Origin of the sequence: Dactylosporangium sp. CS-033363, assembly GCF_050942475.1 — a bacterium.
Taxonomy (GTDB): domain Bacteria; phylum Actinomycetota; class Actinomycetes; order Mycobacteriales; family Micromonosporaceae; genus Dactylosporangium.
The window spans coordinates 722,552-740,396 of record NZ_CP192032.1 but is presented as its reverse complement, the minus strand read 5'-3'; the positions used below and the strand labels follow the sequence as shown (position 1 = coordinate 740,396).

The 17,845-nt window shown below is 72.8% G+C and carries 14 protein-coding genes and 1 pseudogene; 4 read left to right on the top strand and 11 right to left on the bottom strand.

The window, feature by feature from the left end; all coding sequences use genetic code 11:
* Positions 1–6: 6 nt before the first annotated feature.
* The 8 genes from ACQPZ4_RS03510 to ACQPZ4_RS03475 all read right to left on the bottom strand — a co-directional run bounded on the left by ACQPZ4_RS03510 (position 7) and on the right by ACQPZ4_RS03475 (position 10,396).
* A complete protein-coding gene (locus tag ACQPZ4_RS03510; RefSeq protein ID WP_433055993.1) occupies positions 7–2,013 on the bottom strand; it encodes a hypothetical protein in 2,007 nt (668 codons plus the stop codon).
* Positions 2,014–2,044: 31 nt separating this feature from the next.
* Positions 2,045–3,007 carry a UDP-glucose 4-epimerase GalE gene (galE, locus tag ACQPZ4_RS03505; protein WP_433055990.1) on the bottom strand — a complete coding sequence of 321 codons (963 nt, stop codon included), beginning with the start codon at positions 3,005–3,007 and terminating at the stop codon, positions 2,045–2,047.
* A gap of 184 nt (positions 3,008–3,191) precedes the next feature.
* Positions 3,192–4,751, bottom strand: a complete 1,560-nt coding sequence (locus tag ACQPZ4_RS03500; protein WP_433055987.1) for a diguanylate cyclase — start codon at positions 4,749–4,751, stop codon at positions 3,192–3,194.
* A gap of 46 nt (positions 4,752–4,797) precedes the next feature.
* Positions 4,798–5,778, bottom strand: a complete 981-nt coding sequence (gene hemB / locus ACQPZ4_RS03495; protein WP_433055984.1) for a porphobilinogen synthase — start codon at positions 5,776–5,778, stop codon at positions 4,798–4,800.
* Between the two features lie 18 nt (positions 5,779–5,796).
* Positions 5,797–7,380: a uroporphyrinogen-III synthase gene (locus ACQPZ4_RS03490; RefSeq protein ID WP_433055981.1), complete on the bottom strand. Its 1,584-nt coding sequence runs from the start codon at positions 7,378–7,380 to the stop codon at positions 5,797–5,799.
* Positions 7,364–8,254 carry a hydroxymethylbilane synthase gene (gene hemC, locus ACQPZ4_RS03485; protein WP_433066212.1) on the bottom strand — a complete coding sequence of 297 codons (891 nt, stop codon included), beginning with the start codon at positions 8,252–8,254 and terminating at the stop codon, positions 7,364–7,366. Before hemC ends, ACQPZ4_RS03490 begins: the two co-directional genes overlap by 17 nt.
* A 35-nt stretch (positions 8,255–8,289) precedes the next feature.
* Complete coding sequence (locus ACQPZ4_RS03480; protein ID WP_433055978.1) at positions 8,290–9,588, bottom strand: glutamyl-tRNA reductase; 1,299 nt, start codon at positions 9,586–9,588, stop codon at positions 8,290–8,292.
* A gap of 85 nt (positions 9,589–9,673) precedes the next feature.
* Positions 9,674–10,396: a redox-sensing transcriptional repressor Rex gene (locus ACQPZ4_RS03475; RefSeq protein ID WP_433055975.1), complete on the bottom strand. Its 723-nt coding sequence runs from the start codon at positions 10,394–10,396 to the stop codon at positions 9,674–9,676.
* A 397-nt stretch (positions 10,397–10,793) separates the two neighbouring features.
* On the opposite strand from ACQPZ4_RS03475, the gene ACQPZ4_RS03470 reads away from it, so the two are divergent.
* Positions 10,794–12,095: a sensor histidine kinase gene (locus tag ACQPZ4_RS03470; RefSeq protein ID WP_433055972.1), complete on the top strand. Its 1,302-nt coding sequence runs from the start codon at positions 10,794–10,796 to the stop codon at positions 12,093–12,095.
* A gap of 20 nt (positions 12,096–12,115) precedes the next feature.
* Positions 12,116–12,760, top strand: coding sequence for a response regulator (locus ACQPZ4_RS03465; RefSeq protein ID WP_433055969.1), 645 nt, complete (start codon positions 12,116–12,118; stop codon positions 12,758–12,760).
* Here the strand turns inward: ACQPZ4_RS03465 and ACQPZ4_RS03460 are convergent.
* Genes ACQPZ4_RS03460 through ACQPZ4_RS03450 form a run of 3 tightly spaced genes read right to left on the bottom strand, consistent with a single transcriptional unit; the run spans position 12,731 to position 15,119 of the window.
* Positions 12,731–13,378: an HAD family hydrolase gene (locus ACQPZ4_RS03460; RefSeq protein ID WP_433055966.1), complete on the bottom strand. Its 648-nt coding sequence runs from the start codon at positions 13,376–13,378 to the stop codon at positions 12,731–12,733. The two genes, ACQPZ4_RS03465 and ACQPZ4_RS03460, sit on opposite strands and share 30 nt — an antisense overlap.
* The gene (locus ACQPZ4_RS03455; protein ID WP_433055963.1) at positions 13,375–13,614 is read right to left on the bottom strand and encodes a glutaredoxin family protein; all 240 of its coding nucleotides are present in this window, start codon (positions 13,612–13,614) and stop codon (positions 13,375–13,377) included. Before ACQPZ4_RS03455 ends, ACQPZ4_RS03460 begins: the two co-directional genes overlap by 4 nt.
* Positions 13,611–15,119 (bottom strand): AMP-binding protein, encoded by a 1,509-nt coding sequence (locus ACQPZ4_RS03450; protein ID WP_433055960.1) that lies wholly within the window; start codon positions 15,117–15,119, stop codon positions 13,611–13,613. The genes ACQPZ4_RS03455 and ACQPZ4_RS03450 overlap by 4 nt, the downstream gene beginning before the upstream one ends.
* A gap of 530 nt (positions 15,120–15,649) precedes the next feature.
* Between ACQPZ4_RS03450 and ACQPZ4_RS03445 the strand changes: the two genes are divergently transcribed.
* Positions 15,650–16,576, top strand: a complete 927-nt coding sequence (locus ACQPZ4_RS03445; RefSeq protein WP_433055957.1) for a sigma-70 family RNA polymerase sigma factor — start codon at positions 15,650–15,652, stop codon at positions 16,574–16,576.
* A gap of 169 nt (positions 16,577–16,745) precedes the next feature.
* A pseudogene (locus ACQPZ4_RS03440) lies at positions 16,746–17,612 on the top strand (DUF5667 domain-containing protein); the annotation flags it as partial.
* Positions 17,613–17,845 lie beyond the last annotated feature (233 nt).

The following is a 17,845-nucleotide window of genomic DNA, read 5'->3' as shown; positions in this document are numbered from 1 at the left end:
GGCGGCTCAGCTCACCCGCAGCGTCTGCTGGCCGTTCTTGCCGATGCTGCGCCACGCCGAGCGCTCGCCGCCGTAGGCCTCGCCGAACGCGCCGCCGGCGACCTCGAGGCCCAGCAGGGAGGCGCTGACCACCGTGGTGCCGCTGGGCGCGGTCATCGGCACGTCCAGCGCGTTGCCCTTGTTGGTCACGGTGACCTTGCCGTCGAGCAGGTACGCCTCGATCTGGCGGCTCTGCACGGCGGCGGTCCACGCGGCCTGGCGCCGGTTCTGCAGCGCGCTCTCGGCGAACTTCGGGTTCACCACCGGGGTCGCGGTCGTGTAGGTGTTGCGGTAGCGGGCGAGAACGGCGTCCAGCACGGGGTACAGGATCCGGTCCTCGGCGAGGTTCGACTGGTGCGCGTAGTGCGGCGCCGGGTTGGCCGACACCACGTGGTCGTAGGCGATGCGGCTCTCGAGCGGCACGATGTAGTTCGCGAAGCCGCTCGCCCCCAGCGGGCTGATGCAGGTCGAGGCCGGGTTGTTCTCGCAGATCCCGCTGCCGCCGCTGGCCGCGCTGGTGTACAGCCAGTTGTACTCGTCGACCTCCTCGGCGACGGTGGCCACGTTGTAGTAGATGTTCATCGGGAACCGCGGCACGGTGGTCGCGCTGCCCACGGTCCGCGCGGTCTGCTCGCGGGAGGCGTCCGAGGCCACGTACTTGACCCCGTTCGCGGTGAGCGCCGGCGCGAGGTTCGGATTGTCGGTGGGCATCTGCGGCAGCGTCCTGAGGCCCGAGTGCTCGCCGGTGACCAGCTCGCTCGCGTCGATCGGCAGGCCCTTGGACTTCGCCCAGTCCACGTTCTGCTTGATCTGGGCGGAGATGTCGGCCTGCGACACCCACTCCCCCGTGCACTTCCACGGGGTGACCGTGAAGTCCTGCACGCAGCCGAGGTACGGGTGCTCGTACGTGTGGTTGATGAAGCGGAACTGCGCCTTGTTCGCCACGACCGCCGCGGTGAGCGGATCGCCCGCCCCGGCCTCCACGCTGCCGCCGCCGTTGAACACCACGTCGAGCTTGACGCCGCGCGCGTTCTGCCAGGTGACCAGGGCGTTCACGTCGTCCTTGGTCATCCGGACGGTCTGGTTGTACGGCTGGACGGTCGGATCCCGCTGCGGGTTGCAGTCGTCGCCGACCGTGCAGTTGTGCACGGTGTCCCAGCGGTCGTCGGGCAGGAAGACGTCGTCGACGTGCACGCTGAAGTAGTTGCGCGTGTAGCCGAGGTGGGTGCCGCGGGTCAGCCAGGTGATCAGGCCGTGCCCGAGCTCCAGGGCGTGGGTCTGGTACCGGTTGGCCGCCAGCGTCACCACCAGCTCCTCGCGGCCGTCGTGCGCGTAGACGCCCATGAGCGAGCCGGTCGCGCCGCCGCCGGGCTGCGAGCCGGTCACCAGCGGCGTGAACGTCGTGCCGGCGGGCGCCGCGGAGGCGCCGAGGTACCCGAAGGACTCCGAGACCGCCGGGTCGCGGTCGTCGATCGGCACGGCCCCCTTGAGGTAGCCGAACCCGCCCGCCCTGCCGGCCTCGGTGACCTGCATGGTGGCGCCGTCGAGCACGCCGCTCCAGGCGTTGGTGAGCCCGACGTTCGAGCCCGCGAAGGTGTACGCGTCGATCTGGCGGACCTTGAACTCCCGCTCGAAGTCGGCCAGCGCGGTCGCCTCGGCCCCGGTCACCGACAGCTCGTTGGGCACGATCACGCCCTGGTACTTGGCCCGGCGCACCCCGCTCACGGTGCCGGCGAGGTAGGCCGCGGTGATGGCCGGGCGGCCGGCCGCGGTGAGGTCGAGCGCGTCGTAGGGCACGCCCTCCCGGTCGAGCTGGGCGCGGAGGGTGTCGATGCCGGTGCCGGCGTCGTCGAGGACGAGCACGCGCAGGTCGATGCGCTGCTTGGGGGCGGCGGCGGCCAGCGCGGGCTGGGCGAGGGCGATGCCGGCGAGGCCCAGCAGGGCCAGGGCGCCGGCGACGATCCGGGACTTCAAAGTGCTGTGCTCCTCTTGGGGGTCAAGAAACTCAGGCGGCTTTGGCGACTTCGGCGATCGAGCTCGTGACGATGGCGTGCAGGTTGTGGCGGGCCCGCCAGCCGAGGCGGGCGCGGATGCGGGCCGGGCTGGCGACGACCGCGGCGGGGTCGCCGGTGCGGCGCGGGGCCTCGTCGTAGGGCAGCGGGCGGCCCAGGGCGCGGCCGACGGCGGCGATCATCTGCAGCACCGACGCGCCCTCGCCGCGCCCGACGTTGAGCACCTCGTCGCGCACCTCGTCGGCGGCCAGCGCGAGGGCCGCGCGGACGTGGGCGTCGGCGATGTCGGCGACGTGCACGTAGTCGCGGACCGCGGTGCCGTCGGCGGTCGGGTAGTCGGTGCCGTAGACGGTGGCCGGGATGCCCAGCTCGGCCGCGCGCAGCAGGCGGGGCACGAGGTTGCTGCCGCCCTCGTCGCGCAGGTGCGGGGCGGCGGCGCCGGCGACGTTGAAGTACCGCAGCGCCGCCCACCGGAATCCGCCCCCGGCCGCCGCGTCGCGCAGCATCCACTCGCCGATGAGCTTGGTCCGGCCGTACGCGTTGGCGGGCTCGGTCGCGTCCTGCTCGCGCACCGGCGAGCGGCGCGGCGTGCCGTAGACGGCGGCGCTGGAGGAGAACAGCACCGATCGGGTGCCGGTGGCGGCCACGGCGGCCAGCACCGCGCGCAGGCCGTCGAGGTTGTCCTGGTAGTACCGCAGCGGGTGGGCGGTCGACTCGGCCACGTCCTTGCGCGCGGCGAGGTGGATCACCCCGTCGGGCCGGTGCCGGCGGAACGCCTCCCGCACGGCGGCCCCGTCGCGGACGTCGGCCCGCAGCAGGGGCACCCCGAACGGCACGCGGGCCGCCCGGCCGGTGGACAGGTCATCGATGACAATGCATTCGACGGCCGCCTCTTGCAGGGCGGCGACGACGTGCGCGCCGATGTAACCGGCGCCTCCGGTGACGAGCCATCTCACGATCAGCGCAACGAGGGCCTCGCGCACCCGATCGGGGAACTGTCGTGTTCCTGACAGTTCCCCGGGGCCGGAATTCACCGCTGCGGGGCCGTTACCCGGGCCATGAGCTGCGGCAACAATTTTGCCGCCCGGAGTACCGGCGGAGGGTCACGACACGCCCAATATGCCCGAATTGGGCGAGTCTCTAGGCGGCCGCGGCCACCCGGTCGCGTCCGCCGCGTTTGGCCGCGTAGAGGTGCCGGTCGGCCAGGTCGTAGAGGTCCCGGCCGGTCATGCCGGGGGTCGGCGCCGCCACCCCCATGCTCAGCGTGACCCGCAGGCCCAGCGCGAGCTCGTTCCAGTCCCGGGCGGCGATCACGTCGCGGATGCGGGCCCCGACGCGGGCCGCGGTGGCCAGGTCGCACCGCAGGAACAGCGCGAACTCGTCGCCGCCGAGGCGCACGGCCACGTCGTCCTCGCGGCAGTGGGCGCGCAGCACCGCGGCGACCTCGCGCAGGACGCGGTCGCCGGTGCCGTGGGAGTACCGGTCGTTGATGCCCTTGAACCGGTCCACGTCGACCAGCAGGAGCACCACCGAGCCGAGGTCGCGCCGATCCAGCTGGCGGTCGAACTGGCGCCGGTTGCCCAGGCCGGTCAGCGCGTCCTGGGCGGCCGCCCGGTCGGCGCTCGCCCTGGCCGCCTCCAGCTCGACCCGGCGGCGGGCCTGGCGCAGCATCGAGCGCCGCTCCTGCCGCAGTTGCCACAGGTGGCGGGCCTGGGCCCGGACCGCGCCGAAGAGCGCGCCGGCCGCCTCCCCGGGCTCGGCCACGGCCGCCAGGTGGGCCAGCTCGTACTGGAAGATCAGCCGCTGCGGGCTGAGCGGCGCGAGCTCGGCCGCGGCCAGGAACTCGCGCCGGGCCGCGGCCCAGTCGCCGCCGCGGCGCAGCGCGATGCCGTACGCGAGGTGGGCCAGCCGCGCCTCGTGCTCGTGCCCGCCGGCGCGCAGCGGCACCACGAGCGCGGCCGCGGCCGCCCGGGCCTCCTCGACGGCGCCGGTCTTGACCAGGCCGAGGGCGAGCAGGGCGGTGGCCAGCGGCGCGTCGGCGAGATCGGCCGCGACCAGCGGCCGGACCAGCCCGACGGCCTTGGCGAACTTGCCGTCGGCCTCCTCGACCAGCCCGACGTGCTCCAGCCGCAGCCCCCACTCCAGCAGCAGCTCGGCCCGCTGCAGCTCGGCCGCGACGCGCTGGGCCGGGTCGAGCGCGAAGGCCTCCACGGCGTAGGCGGCGGAGGAGTCGGCCAGCTCGTAGAGCTCGGCGGCGCGGGCGGCCTCGGAGATGGAGGAGATGGCGGCGACGTACCGCGGATTGCCCAGCGGCAGCCCGTCGAGCACGCGCAGCGCGTTGGCCAGCCGGTGCAGGCCCTCGTCGAGGCGGCCCAGCTTGATCAGGATCTCGGCGGTGTCGGCCAGCGCCCGGGCCTCGCCGCCGCGCACGCCGGCCGCCCGGTGCCGTTCGAGCAGGCGCTCGCCGGTGGCCAGCGCCTCCTGGAGGCGGCCGAGGGAGATCAGGGCGTACATGCGGCCCTGCCAGATCATCCCGGCGGTCCGCTCGTCGCCGAGCCGCTCGACGACCCACTCCAGCCGGTCGGCCAGCGCGAGGGCCTCGGAGTTGCGGCCCTGCACGGTGAGGTCGTGCACCCGCAGGGCCAGCTCCTGGAACGGCCCGTACGGGCGCACCAGGGCCGGGAGCCGCGACGTCGCCATGGACTTGACGTCGGCAGGCCACCGCCCCGGCTGAGCGGAAAAAGATCTAGATACGGCGCAGCAGGCGGGCGGCCTCGGCGGCCCAGTAGGTCAGGATCAGCTGGCCGCCGGCGCGGCGGATCGACGTGAGCGTCTCCAGGATCACTTTCTCGCGGTCGAGCCAGCCGTTGGCCGCCGCCGCCTCGACCATCGCGTACTCGCCGGAGACCTGGTAGGCCGCCACCGGCACGTCGACCATCTCGGCGACCCGGGCGAGCACGTCGAGGTACGGCAGCGCGGGCTTGACCATGACCATGTCCGCGCCCTCCTCGACGTCGAGGGCGACCTCGCGCAGGGCCTCGCGCAGGTTGGCCGGGTCCTGCTGGTAGCTCTTGCGGTCGCCGACCAGCGCGGACTCGACGGCCTCGCGGAACGGGCCGAAGAAGGCGCTGGCGTACTTGACCGCGTAGGCCAGCAGCGAGACGTCGGTGAAGCCGGCCTTGTCCAGGGCCCGGCGGACCACGCCGACCTGGCCGTCCATCATCCCGGACGGGCCGAGCACGTGCGCCCCGGCCTCGGCCTGGGCGAGCGCCATCAGCTCGTACTGCCGCAGCGTGGCGTCGTTGTCCACCGATCCGTCGGCCGCGAGGACGCCGCAGTGCCCGTGCGAGGTGAACTCGTCCAGGCACAGGTCGGCCATGACCACGGTCGCGTCGCCGACCTCGGCGACCACGTCGCGGACGGCGACGTTGAGGATGCCCTCCGGGTCGATGCCGCCCGAGCCGGTCTCGTCGCGCGTCGCCGGCACGCCGAAGAGCATGATCCCGCCCACACCCTCGGCGACGGCCTCGGCCGCGGCCTTGCGCAGGGACTCGCGGGAGTGCTGCACGACGCCGGGCAGGGAGCTGATCGGCCGCGGCTCGGTCAGCCCCTCCTTGACGAACATCGGCAGGATCAGGTTGGACGGCTGCACGTGCGTCTCGGCGACCAGCCGGCGCATCGCGGGTGTGCGACGCAGCCGGCGCGGCCGAACCTCGGGAAATCCCATCGGGAGTGACCCCTCTATCTAGCGGAACCTCAGGGCAGTAGGGCCCTGGACCTTGGAGCCGCGGCGCTGCTTGGCAGGCATCGCGGCGAGCTTCTCGCGCAGTTCTACAGCGTAGCCCGCGAGCGCCTCGACCAGATCTCCCACCGAGGCATGTGCCGGCTGCACGTCGACCCGCAGGCCGAACTCGACCGCCGTGTCCGCCGTCTTCGGGCCGATCACGGCCACGACGGTGCGGGCGTGCGGCTTGCCGGCGATGCCGACCAGATTGCGCACGGTCGAAGACGAGGTGAAGAGCACCGCGTCGAACCCGCCGGACTTGATCGCGTCGCGGATGTCGGCCGGCGGCGGGGCGGCGCGCACCGTGCGGTACGCGGTCACGTCGTCGACCTCCCAGCCCAGCTCGGTGAGCCCGGCGGCGAGCGTCTCGGTGGCGATGTCGGCCCGCGGCAGCAGCACCCGGCCGACCGGGTCGAGCACCTCGTCGTGCGGCGAGAACTCGGCCAGCAGGCCCTCGGAGGACTGCTCGCCCGTCGGCACCAGCTCCGGCACGATGCCGAAGCCGCGCACCGCCTCGGCGGTGGCCTCGCCGATGCAGGCGACCTTGACCCCGCCGAAGTGCCGGGCGTCCAGGCCGTGCTCGGCGAACTTCTCCCAGACCGCGCGCACGGCGTTGACCGAGGTGAAGACCGTCCAGGCGTACCGCCCGTCGACCAGCCCCTTGATCGCCCGCTCCATCTGGGCCGGGGTGCGGGGCGGCTCGACGGCGATCGTCGGCACCTCGCACGGGATCGCGCCGTAGGCCCGCAGCCGCTCGCTCATCGCGCCGGCCTGCTCCTTCGTGCGCGGGACGAGGACCTTCCAGCCGTACAGCGGACGGTTCTCCCACCAGCCGAGCTTCTCGCGCTGGGCCACCCCGGAGCCGAGGCAGAGCACCACGCGACCGGCGAAGCCGAGCGCGGCGGCGACCATGCTGTCGACGCTGGAGGCCGAGCTGTACTGCGTCTCCCCCGTCCCGTCGCCCGTGATCGAGACCGGCGTGGCCGGGTCGACCCCGGCGGCCAGCAGCCCGTCGCGGACGGCGGCGAGGTCACCGGCGTCGACGGCCAGCGCGGACGAGCCGCGGGCCACGGCGGTGGCGATGGATTCGAAGTCGAGGGACTGCACGTCGTCGATGTCGGCGGTCACGCGGACGCCGGGCAGCGGCACCCCGGCGTAGGTGGCGACCCCGGCGGCCTGGCCGATGCCGGGCACGACCTCGAACGGCACCGCGGTGCGGGCGACGGCCTGCACCTCCTTGAGCACCGTGTCGTGGGCCAGCGGGTCGCCGCCGACGAGGTGGATCGCGTGCAGGCCGGAGCGGGCCGCGGACAGCAGCACCTTGGCGACGTCGCCGGGGGCGCCCTCGGCCGGGCTGAACTGGCATTCCGGGTCGGCCTCGGCGCGGATCGCGGCGAGCAGCGGCTCGGGAACGTTGCGGTCGTGGACGACGTGGTCGGCGTTCACCAGCGCCTCATGGGCGCGGCGCGTCAGCAGGCCGGGGTCGCCGGGGCCGGCCCCGACGAAGGCGATCCGGCCGGTGCTGCCCTTACGGGTGCGGGTCATGCTGCACTCCCAGTGCGTTGTCGGCGCCTTCTTCGCGCAGGTCGCGGGCCAGGGCGCGGCCCACCTCCGCGGCGTCGGCGAGCGTTCCGGTGCGCGAGAGCCGGAGGGCGAAGCCGCCGTCCGGGCTGAACACCGCACCGCGCAGATAAATCTCCGGCCCCTCGTCGCCCTCGGCGACCTCGGCCAGTGCCGCGATCGGGGCGGAGCAGCCCGCCTCGAGCTCGGCCAGCAGCGCCCGCTCGGCGGTGACCGCCGCGCGGGTGTACTCGTCGTCGAGCGCGGCGAGGATCTCGCGCAGCTCGGCATCGTCTTCGCGGCACTCGACGGCCAGCGCACCCTGCGCGGGTGCGGGCAGCATCAGCAGCGGGTCGAGCACCTCGGTGGCCTCGCCGCCGCGCCCGAGCCGGGACAGCCCGGCGTGCGCGAGGACGATGGCGTCGAACTCGCCCTCGGCGAGCTTGCGCAGGCGCGTGTCGACGTTCCCCCGCAGCGGTACCGCGTGCAGCCGTCGGCCCAGCACGTTGATCTGGGCGATCCGGCGCAGTGCCCCCGTGCCGATCCGGGCATCGTCGGGCAGCTCGTTGAGGGTCAGCCCGCCGCGCGCGACGAGCGCGTCGCGCGGGTCCTGCCGGCTCGGGATCGCGGCCACGACCAGGCCGTCGGCGCCGGCGGTGGGCAGATCCTTGTAGGAGTGGACGGCGAAGTCGATCTCCTTGGCCAGCAGCGCGTCGCGCAGGGCGGAGACGAACACGCCCACGCCGAGCTGCGGGATCGGGGCGCTGGAGCGGTCGCCGGGCGTGACGATCTCGACCAGCTCGACCTCGCGGCCGGTCCGCGCGCGCACGGCGTCCGCCACGGTCGTCGACTGGGCCATCGCGAGCGCGCTGCCCCGGGTGCCGAGCCTCAACGTCACGGATGCACCTCGGAAGCCTCGGCCGGATTGATCTCGGCGGTGGGAACCTGCAGATCGAACAGCTCGCGCAGCGCCTGAGCATAAGCCTCGCCGCCCGGTGCCGCCGCCAGTTGGCGCACCCGGACGGTCGGTTGGTGGAGCAGACGCTGGACGATCCGGTGAATGCTGTGGGACACCTCGGCCCGCGCGTCGTCGCCGAGCTCGGGGCAGCGCTGGGCCAGCCGGCGCAGCTCGGCCTCGACGACCTCGTCGGCCCGGGCCCGCAGCGCGGCCACCGTCGGCGCCACGTCGGCGCCGCGCAGCCAGGTCAGATAGGCCTCGACCTCGGCCGCGACGATCTCCTCGCCCGCCCGCTCCTCCGCCTCGGCGGTGGTGGACAGCGACTCCGACAGCAGCTCGATGTCGACGAGCGTCACGTTTTCCAGCTCGTGTACCGCCGGTGCCACATCGCGCGGCAGCGCCAGATCGAGCACCAGCAGGTCGTGGCCGGCCCCCGCGAGCAGCGGCGCGTCGAGCACGGCGCCGGGCGAGGCGGTGGCGCTGACCACGACCTCGACCCGCTCCAGCAGCGTGGGCAGTTCGGCGAACGGTACGGCCTCCGCCCCGTGCAGCTCGGCCAGCCGCTCGGCCCGCGCGTGGCTGCGGTTGGTCACGAAGAGCGGCGAAGCACCGGCGCGGCGCAGGGTGGCCAGCGACAGCGCGCCCATCGAGCCGGCCCCGATGACGAGCGCGGGCCGGCCCTCGACCGGCGCGGTGGCCCCCTGCCCGTAGGCGAGGGCGGCGCTCACGACGCTCTGCCCGGCCCGGTCGATCTCGGTCTCGGCGTGCACCCGCTTGCCGACCCGCAGCGCCTGCTGCAGCAGCTCGTGCAGGAGCCGGCCGGCCGTGCCCTGCTCGCCGGCGGTGCCGTAGGAGTCGCGCAGCTGGCCGAGGATCTGGGCCTCGCCGACGACCATCGAGTCCAGGCCGGCGGCGACGCGGAAGGCGTGGCGCACGGCGTCGGCCTCGTAGTGCACGTACAGCTGCGGCGCCAGCTCGCTCACGGCCAGCCCGGCCCGCGCCGCGAGCATGCCGCCGATGTCGGCCAGGCCGCCGTGGAACGCGGTGACGGCGGCGTAGATCTCCACGCGGTTGCACGTGGACAGGACCACGGCCTCGTCGACGTACGGCAGCCCGACCAGCTCGGCGAGCACCTCCGGCAGTTCACCGGGGCTCAACACGAGCTTCTCCAGCAGCGGTACCCCCGCGGTCCGATGGGACAGCCCAACGACCAAGAGGTTGACGTTCCCGGTCACGCCGTCACCTCCGCTTCGCTCCGGCGCCGCCGCGACTGGAGCTGAGCTTGCTGGTGAGCGGCCTCTACGCTCCGCTTCGAACCGCTCACGACGCGACCTCCGCTTCGCCCCGTCCCGCCTTCGGTCCCGCCGGCAGGCCGGTGAGGGCCGACTTGCGGTGCTCGTGGAAGGACAGGATCTGCAACTCGATTGCCAGATCGACCTTACGCACGTCGACGCCGTCGGGGACGTTCAAGACACAGGGTGCGAAGTTCAGGACACTCGTGACGCCGGCCGCCACCAGGCGGTCGGCCACGTGCTGGGCGGCGTGCGCCGGCGTGGCGATCACCGCGATCGAGATCTGCTCCACGTCGACGATCTCGGGCAGCTCGTCGATGTGCCGCACGACCAGGCCGTTGATCTGCTCGCCCACGCGGCCGAGGTCGGCGTCGAAGAGGGCGGCGATGCGGAAGCCGCGGGTGCCGAAGCCCGCGTAGCCGGCCAGGGCGTGACCGAGATTACCGACGCCGACGAGCGCGACGGCCCGGCGGTGGGTGAGGCCCAGCACCTGCTCGATCTGGTCGATGAGCAGGGTCACGTCGTAGCCGACGCCCCGGGTGCCGGTGCGGCCCAAGTGGGAAAGATCCTTGCGGAGCTTGGCGGAGTTGACCCCCGCGGCCGCGGCCAGACCCTCCGATGAGACCGTGTCGTGCCCTTCCTCGCTGAGGTGGTGCAGGGCGCGCAGGTACTCCGGAAGCCTGGCGACGGTGGCCTCCGGAAGGTCCGGAAAGTCCGGTCCGTCCGTGGGGCCGGTGCGCTGATGGCTCATGAGTCTCCGAGACGACGACGACGGCGGTGTACGAGGCCGCTCGCAAAGGCGGTTACTAGCTGTGCTAGCGGTGTTCGTCGTTGCAACAGAGTAGGCGCTTGTGAAGCCGTGCACAAATCGCGATCTTGAAGACTCGGCGCCCACCACGTAGAGGTCAGCGCCCGCCCGTGCGGATCGCGCACGCGAGAAATGCCCCCGCGGCACGTGGTGCCCCCTTTCTCCGACGCGGTCGGCAGCGGGCGGGCGCTGCTGCAAGTATCCGGCAATTAGGACATTTGCCACACCCAACACGCCTTATGTAGTGAGCCTACACGTTTCTCCAGTAGGGCTGCCCCTACCATCAAGTGGCTGGACGGCGGGATGGGAGCGGAGGGCCGCGATGCCTAGCGTCGATGACATGACGACGACCATCACCCCGATCGGCCCCGGCCGCGTTTCCCGCATCTTCCGCCAGCTGGGCATCGACACGCAGTACGTGCTGCTCGGGTTCCCCCTGTCGATCATCACGATCGTGCTGTGCCTCACGGGGTTCTCCCTCGGCGTCGGGCTGATGGTCCTCACGGTCGGCTTCCCGATCCTGTTCGCGACCGTCTTCCAGGCGCGCGGATTCGCCACGCTGGAGCGCGCGCGGATCGGCCCGGTGCTCCGTACCCAGCTGCCGCACCCGTACTACAAGAAGGCCAAGCCGGGCGCGGGCTTCTGGCGCCGCACGTTCGTCCCGCTCGCCGACGGCCAGTCCTGGCTGGACCTGCTGCACGGGGTGTTCCGGATCATCCCCAGCACGTTCGCCTTCGCGTTCGTGGTGGTCTGGTGGGCCGGCGCGCTGGGCGGGCTGACCACGGTGCTGTGGGACTGGTCGATCCCCCGCGGCCCCGACAACACGGACCTGCCGGAGCTGCTCGGCCTGGGCAGCGGCACCGAGACGCGCGTGCTGTTCCACACCGCCATCGGCCTGGTCTTCGCCCTCACGCTGATCCCGGTGGTGCGCGGCGTGGCGCTGCTCGAGGCGCTGTTCGCCCGGGCCCTGCTCAGCGGGGTCAACGAGCTGCGCGAGCGGGTCTACCAGGCCGAGCAGAGCCGCGACCGGGCCCGCGAGCAGACCACCGCCGCGGTCTCGGCCGAGGCGACCGCCCTGCGCCGGCTGGAGCGGGACATCCACGACGGGCCGCAGCAGCGCCTGGTCCGGCTGGCCATGGACCTGGGCCGCGCCGACCTGCAGTTCGACAACGACCCGGCGGCCGCCCGCGCCACGGTGGCCGAGGCCCTGGCCCAGACCCGCGAGACGCTGGAGGAGCTGCGCGCGCTGTCCCGCGGCATCGCCCCGCCGATCCTGGTCGACCGGGGGCTGCGGGCCGCGCTGACCGCCCTGGCCGCCCGCTCGATCGTGCCGGTGGACCTGGAGCTGCCCGAGGTGGGGCGGCTGGCCGCCAACGTGGAGACGACCGCGTACTTCGTGGTGGCCGAGGCGCTGACCAACGTGGCCAAGCACTCCCACGCCAGCGAGGTCAAGGTCGCCCTGCAGCGCTCGGCCTACGGGATGCTCGTCACAGTGGAGGACGACGGCGTCGGCGGCGCGAGCCTGGCCAAGGGCCACGGGCTGACCGGCCTGTCCGACCGGGTCAAGGCCTCGGGCGGCGAGCTCACCGTGACGAGCCCGCTCGATGGCGGCACCAAGCTGGTGGCCATCCTGCCGATCTGAGTCCCACTACTATCAGCCGCGTGCGTGTAGTCGTTGCGGATGATGCGGTACTCCTGCGCGAGGGCCTGGTGCGCCTGCTCACCGAGAGCGGCCACGAGGTCCTCGCCGCCGTCGGGGACGGCCCCAGCCTGGTCGAGGCGGTCGTCGAGCACCGGCCCGACGTGGCCATCGTGGACGTGCGGATGCCGCCGTCGCACACCGACGAGGGCCTGCGGGCCGCCGTCGAGGCCCGGTCCCGGGTGCCCAAGACGCCGATCCTGGTGCTGTCGCAGTACGTCGAGGTCTCCTACGCCGACGATCTGCTGGCGGACCGCGCGGGCGCGGTCGGGTACCTGCTGAAGGACCGCGTCTCCGAGGTGGCCGAGTTCCTCGACGCGATGCAGCGGGTCGCCACCGGCGCGACCGTCCTCGATCCCGAGGTCGTCGGCCAGCTGCTCGTGCGCCGCCGGCGCGACGACCCGCTGCGCAGCCTCACCCCGCGCGAGCGCGAGGTGCTGGGGCTGATGGCCGAGGGCCGCTCCAACACCGCGATCGCCCGCAAGCTGGTCGTCACCGACGGCGCGGTCGAGAAGCACGTCAAGAACATCTTCACCAAGCTCGACCTGCCGCCGGACGACGAGCAGCACCGCCGGGTGCTAGCCGTGCTGACCTACCTCCAGGGCTAGGTCGACGGCCTCGACGAGGGAGTGGGCGACGGGGAGGCCGGTCGCCTTGAGCAGGGCGGTGTCGGTGAAGCCGCCGGCGTACAGCACCGCCGTGGCCCCGTTCGCCAGCGCGGCCTCGCCGTCGTCGACCGAGTCGCCGATCAGCACGACGTCGGCCGGGTTGAGCTCCAGGGCCTTGAGGTGCCGCTCGAGATAGGTGGTCTTGCGGAAGCCGCCGACGGTGCCGGGCAGGCCGTCGACGCGGATCAGGCGCGCGCCCAGGCCGTGCCGCTCGACCTCGATCAGCAGCTCGTCGTGGAAGAACATGGAGAGCAGGGACTGGGTGCCGGGCCACTTGGCCATCGCCTCGAGCGCGTCCGGGACCAGCTGGACCTCGGCCATGCGCTCGCGGTACGCGTCGTGGAACGCGTCGTCGAGCAGCTTGAACTCCACCTCGTCGACCGGGCGCTCCAGGACGTGGGCGTAGTAGTCCAGGATCGGCCGGCGGAAGTCGCGGCGGTGCTCCTCCGCCGTGATCACGGGGCCGCCGACGGTGGCCAGGCAGACGTTGGTCGCGTCGACGACGAGCTTGAGATCGTCGAGCAGGGTTCCGTTCCAGTCCCAAACCAGGTGCTTCACCCGGGTGAGGATAGCGAAAGGTCCCGGCGCAGTCGCTCCTCTTCTACCCGCCAGTAACCGTGCTCCTTGCCGTCGAGGAGGAGCACCGGGATGCGGAAGCCGTACTCCTCCTCCAGCTCCTCGTCACCCTCGATGTCGACCTCGTCCCAGGGCTCGCCGACCCGGTCGAGCACCGTTTTGGCCTCGTCGCACAAATGACAACCCGGCCGGGTGTACAGCGTGAGCCGCGCCGTCACCGCAGCGTCCCCTTGCGCACCTTGCCGGTGGCCGAGTGCGGCAGCTCGGCGACGAACTCGATCGCCGTGGGGCACTTGAAGCGGGCCAGGTTGCGCTCGCAGTGCGCGATCAGCTCCTCGGCGGTGACCTGCGAGTCCGGGACGCGCACGACCAGCGCCTTGACGGTCTGGCCGGTGTACGGGTGCGGCACCCCGAGCGCCACCGCCTCCACCACGGACTCGTGGGCGGCGAGGACGGATTCGACCTCATGGGGGTACACGTTGAAGCCACTGACGAGAATCAGCTCGCCCAGCCGGTCGACGATGAACAGGTCCCCGTCCTCGTCGGCGTAGGCCACGTCACCCGTCGCCCACCACCCGTCCTCACCCGGTCCGCCGCTGCCGTCGGGCCAGTAGCCCAGGAACAGGTTGGCGCCGCGGGCCACGATCTCGCCGGGGTCGCTGATCTCGTCCTCGTCCTCGTCGACGACCGCCACGTCCTCGCCCTCGGCGTCGACCAGCCGCACCTCCACGCCGGGGATGGGCCGGCCGATGGAGCCGGGCTTGACCGCGGGGCTGACCAGGGTGCTGGTGAGCACCGGCGCCGCCTCGGTGAGTCCATATCCCTGGTGTACGGCCCGTCCGGTCGCATCCGCGAAGCGCTGCTCGGCCGCGGCGTCCAGCGGCGAGGCCCCGCACACCGCGAGCCGCACCCGGGACCAGGCCTCGGCCAGCCGCTCCCCCATGAGCGACCAGGCGATGAACATCGGCGGGACGCCGACCACCGCGGTCACGCCGTGGCGCTCGATCGCCTCCAGCGCGTCGGCCGGGTCGAAGCGCTCCAGCAGCACCCCGCAGGCGCCGTGGTACGCGACCGCGCCGAGGCCGGAGTTCAGCCCATACGCGTGGAACAGGGGCACGGCCAGCAGCAGCACGTCGTCGGGCTCGACCGGCGGCGGGTCGATGCTCGCCAGCTGCTCGTGGTTGGCCAGCAGCGCGCGGTGCGGCAGCATGGCCCCCTTCGGCGCGCCGGCGGTCCCGGACGTGTACAGCAGGACGGCCAGGTCCTCGCCGCCCACCGCCTCGTCCTGCGTGAAGCGGCCCACCGCCTCGTCCTGAGTGAACCCGGATCGCTCGCTGAGTAACTCGCCCAGGTTCTTCCCGAGCTGGTACCGGACGGCCGGCGCCGCCTCCCCGAGGGCCTCCAGCACCGGCGCAGTGCCCACGAGCACGGCGGCGCCGGAGTCCGCCAGCACGTGGGTGAGCTCGCGCGCGGTGTAGGCGGGGTTGACGGGCACGGCGACCAGGCCTGCTCGCAGTACACCGAAGAAGACCGCCGCGAACTCGGGGACGTTGGGCAGCGCGATGGCGACGCGGGGGCGCCCGTGCTCGTCGGCGGGCAGGCCCAGGGCGGACAGGCCGGCGGCCACGGCGTCCACCTGGCGGTCGAGATCGGCCCAGGTCAGCTCGGCGTCGTGCGAGCGCAGGGCCGGGCGCTCGCCACCCGCGACGGCAGCCCGTCGCACGGCGTCGGCGAAGTTGCCGGCAGCTGAATTCGAATGCTCCTGCACGGTCGACGAGTCTTGCACAGCCCCGGCTCCGGCATCGAGACCCAGAGGGTGAGGGCGCGCGATCTGGAAGATCACCCGTCACCAATCACCCCCTTCCATGCCATCGTGCGTGCGGCATGACGGGCGCTCGATGGGCCGGCCGTGAGAGGCCCGACACGCCGACTGAGTAAGAGACCACCCGAACGTGTGCAAGGGATGTGAGATGCCGGGAAGCACCGAGACCGTTTACGTCCCGGTTTACCGGTTTCGCGGCGTGTCGTACGGCGTGTCGTCGCGAAGTGACGGACAGCATGTGCGCCGGTCGCACACGGATCCGTGAACAGAATGTGCCCTCACATCAAGAGCCGCCCACACGCGGGTGACGCCGGACCTATTATCACCGAAGTCGACTCACCCCATTTGTTGCGAGTTGACACCCCTCACCCCGAGGAGGCCGAAGTGCCCGTGATCGCGCCGAATAGGCCCTTTGTCAGGGCTTACGAAGCATGAGCGGTTACCTGCACGTGTTCGAAGCCGAGCACGCACTCGCCGGTGGGCTGTCGATGCTGCGCGACTCCATGCGCGACATGTTCAGCACGGTGATCCGCGGTGACGGCGGCAGTGTGCCGCGCACCCGTGGCCGCCCCCACACCAACGAGGCACCGACCCGATCGGGTCCGGCTCCGAACGCCCGCCCCAACGCCGGCATCAACGGCAAGCCCGCCAACGGCGGCGCCGGTGCCGGGCTGCTGGGCGAGGAGACCGTGCCGATCCCGCAGGACGTGCTCGGTGGCGGCACGGACACGCTGACCGAGACCGGTCCGCGCGAGCCCGTCCCGCCGCAGCCGACGCGCCCCGACCGCGGGGACCCGGCCTCGGAGGTCTGGGCGCTCATCGAGCGGGCCCAGGCGGGCGACGGTGCGGCATTCGGGCTCCTCTACGACCGGTACTTCGACACGGTCTTCCGCTTCGTGTACTTCCGGGTCGGCAACCGCCAGCTCGCCGAGGACCTGACCGCCGACACGTTCCTGCGTGCGCTCAAGCGCATCGGCAGCTTCACGTGGCAGGGTCGCGACCTCGGTGCCTGGCTGGTCACCATCGCCCGCAACCTCGTCGCCGACCACTTCAAGTCCGGCCGGTACCGGCTGGAGGTCACCACCGGCGACGTGCTCGACGCGGACCGGCCCGACCGGGGGCCCGAGGGCAGCCCCGAGGCGGCCGTCATCGACCACATCACCAACGTGGACCTGCTCAAGGCGGTCAAGCAGCTCAACCCCGAGCAGCAGGAGTGCATCGTGCTGCGGTTCCTGCACGGGTTCTCGGTGGCCGAGACCGCGCAGACCATGAACAAGAACGAGGGAGCCATCAAAGCGTTGCAGTACCGTGCGGTGCGTGCGCTCGCCCGGCTGCTCCCCGACGGATTCCAGCCGTGACCGCTGTCACCTTCGGTTACAGTGCGCCCGCAAGCGCCGTAACCAGCCTCCGCTCTGCACCGTTGGTCCTGATGCGACCGTCGGCATGGCGCACGGCGGACGCGGTGGCCCACCATCCCGCTGCCCTGCCGCGCCGTAGTGACGCGATCAGCGAAGGGGGGTGCCTCAGGTGATTGGCTCCGTCTTCCATCGCCGGCGGGCTGAGCGACTCGCTCAGCTCCTCGACGAGGCCAAAGGGGCCCGACGACACCACACGAGGACCACGCTCGACGACTCCCTCTCCGACCTGGTGTCGGTCGGACGGCGGCTCGGCGACATGCCGGTCCGGGTGGAGGCGCAGCAGGAGTTCCGCGACGGTCTGCGGGCCATGCTCATGGCCACGATCGAGCGCGAGGGCATCGGGGCGACCGCCACGGCACCCGAGCCCGAACCGACCCGCCGGACGGGCCTGCGCTCCCTGCGCCGGCCCGCGGGCAGCCGACCGGCAGTCAGCCGCCGGACGCGCACCCGGGGCGCCATCGTCGTCGGCCTCGCCGCCGGCACCCTGGCCCTGTCCGGCATGTCGGCCGCGAGCGGCGACGCCATGCCCGGCGACGCGCTGTACTCCGTGAAGCGGTCGACCGAGAAGGCCCAGCTCGCGCTGGCCGGCTCGGACATCAGCCGCGGCCAGCTGTACCTCGAGTTCGCCCGGACCCGGCTCGACGAGGCCCAGGCGGTCAAGGACCCGAACGGGCTCTCCTCGGTGCTCGACGACATGGACGGCGAGACCCTCGAGGGGGTGCGGCTCCTGACGGCCACCGCGGTGGCCCGCAAGGACACCGCCGCGCTCGACGCGATCGACGGCTTCGTGACCAACCAGCGCGGACCGGCCGAACGGATCAAGAGCGGGGCGAGCGGCGACGCCCGGACCCGCGCGGCCCAGTCGGTCACCCTGCTGGACGAGATCGACCGCCGGTCCAAGGCGCTCCGCCCGCTGGTCAGGTGCGGCTCGACGGCCGTCACGGCGCCCGACACGCTCGGCCCGGTCCCGGTCAGCAACGCCTGCCGCCCGGCCAACAAGTCGAGCAACGGCAACGGGGGGCAGCAGCAACAGCAGCCCGGCACGTCGACGAACAACACCAACGGCGGCAGCGGTACCGGCGGCAAGAACGCCACCACCGCCCCGTCCGCGGCCGTGAGCTCCTCGGCCACGGAGTCGGCCCCGGCCGAGCCGAACGCCAACTCGGTGTCGGACCCGACCCCGGCCCCGGCGAAGTCGGAGAAGGGCGG

Coding starts and splice junctions, on each gene's coding strand:
- ACQPZ4_RS03475 (WP_433055975.1), bottom strand. CDS start 10,396: ATGAGCCATCAGCGCACCGGCCCCACGGACGGACCGGACTTTCCGGAC.
- ACQPZ4_RS03470 (WP_433055972.1), top strand. CDS start 10,794: ATGACGACGACCATCACCCCGATCGGCCCCGGCCGCGTTTCCCGCATC.
- ACQPZ4_RS03445 (WP_433055957.1), top strand. CDS start 15,650: ATGAGCGGTTACCTGCACGTGTTCGAAGCCGAGCACGCACTCGCCGGT.
- hemB (WP_433055984.1), bottom strand. CDS start 5,778: ATGGGATTTCCCGAGGTTCGGCCGCGCCGGCTGCGTCGCACACCCGCG.
- ACQPZ4_RS03490 (WP_433055981.1), bottom strand. CDS start 7,380: ATGACCCGCACCCGTAAGGGCAGCACCGGCCGGATCGCCTTCGTCGGG.
- ACQPZ4_RS03500 (WP_433055987.1), bottom strand. CDS start 4,751: ATGGCGACGTCGCGGCTCCCGGCCCTGGTGCGCCCGTACGGGCCGTTC.
- hemC (WP_433066212.1), bottom strand. CDS start 8,254: ATGGCCCAGTCGACGACCGTGGCGGACGCCGTGCGCGCGCGGACCGGC.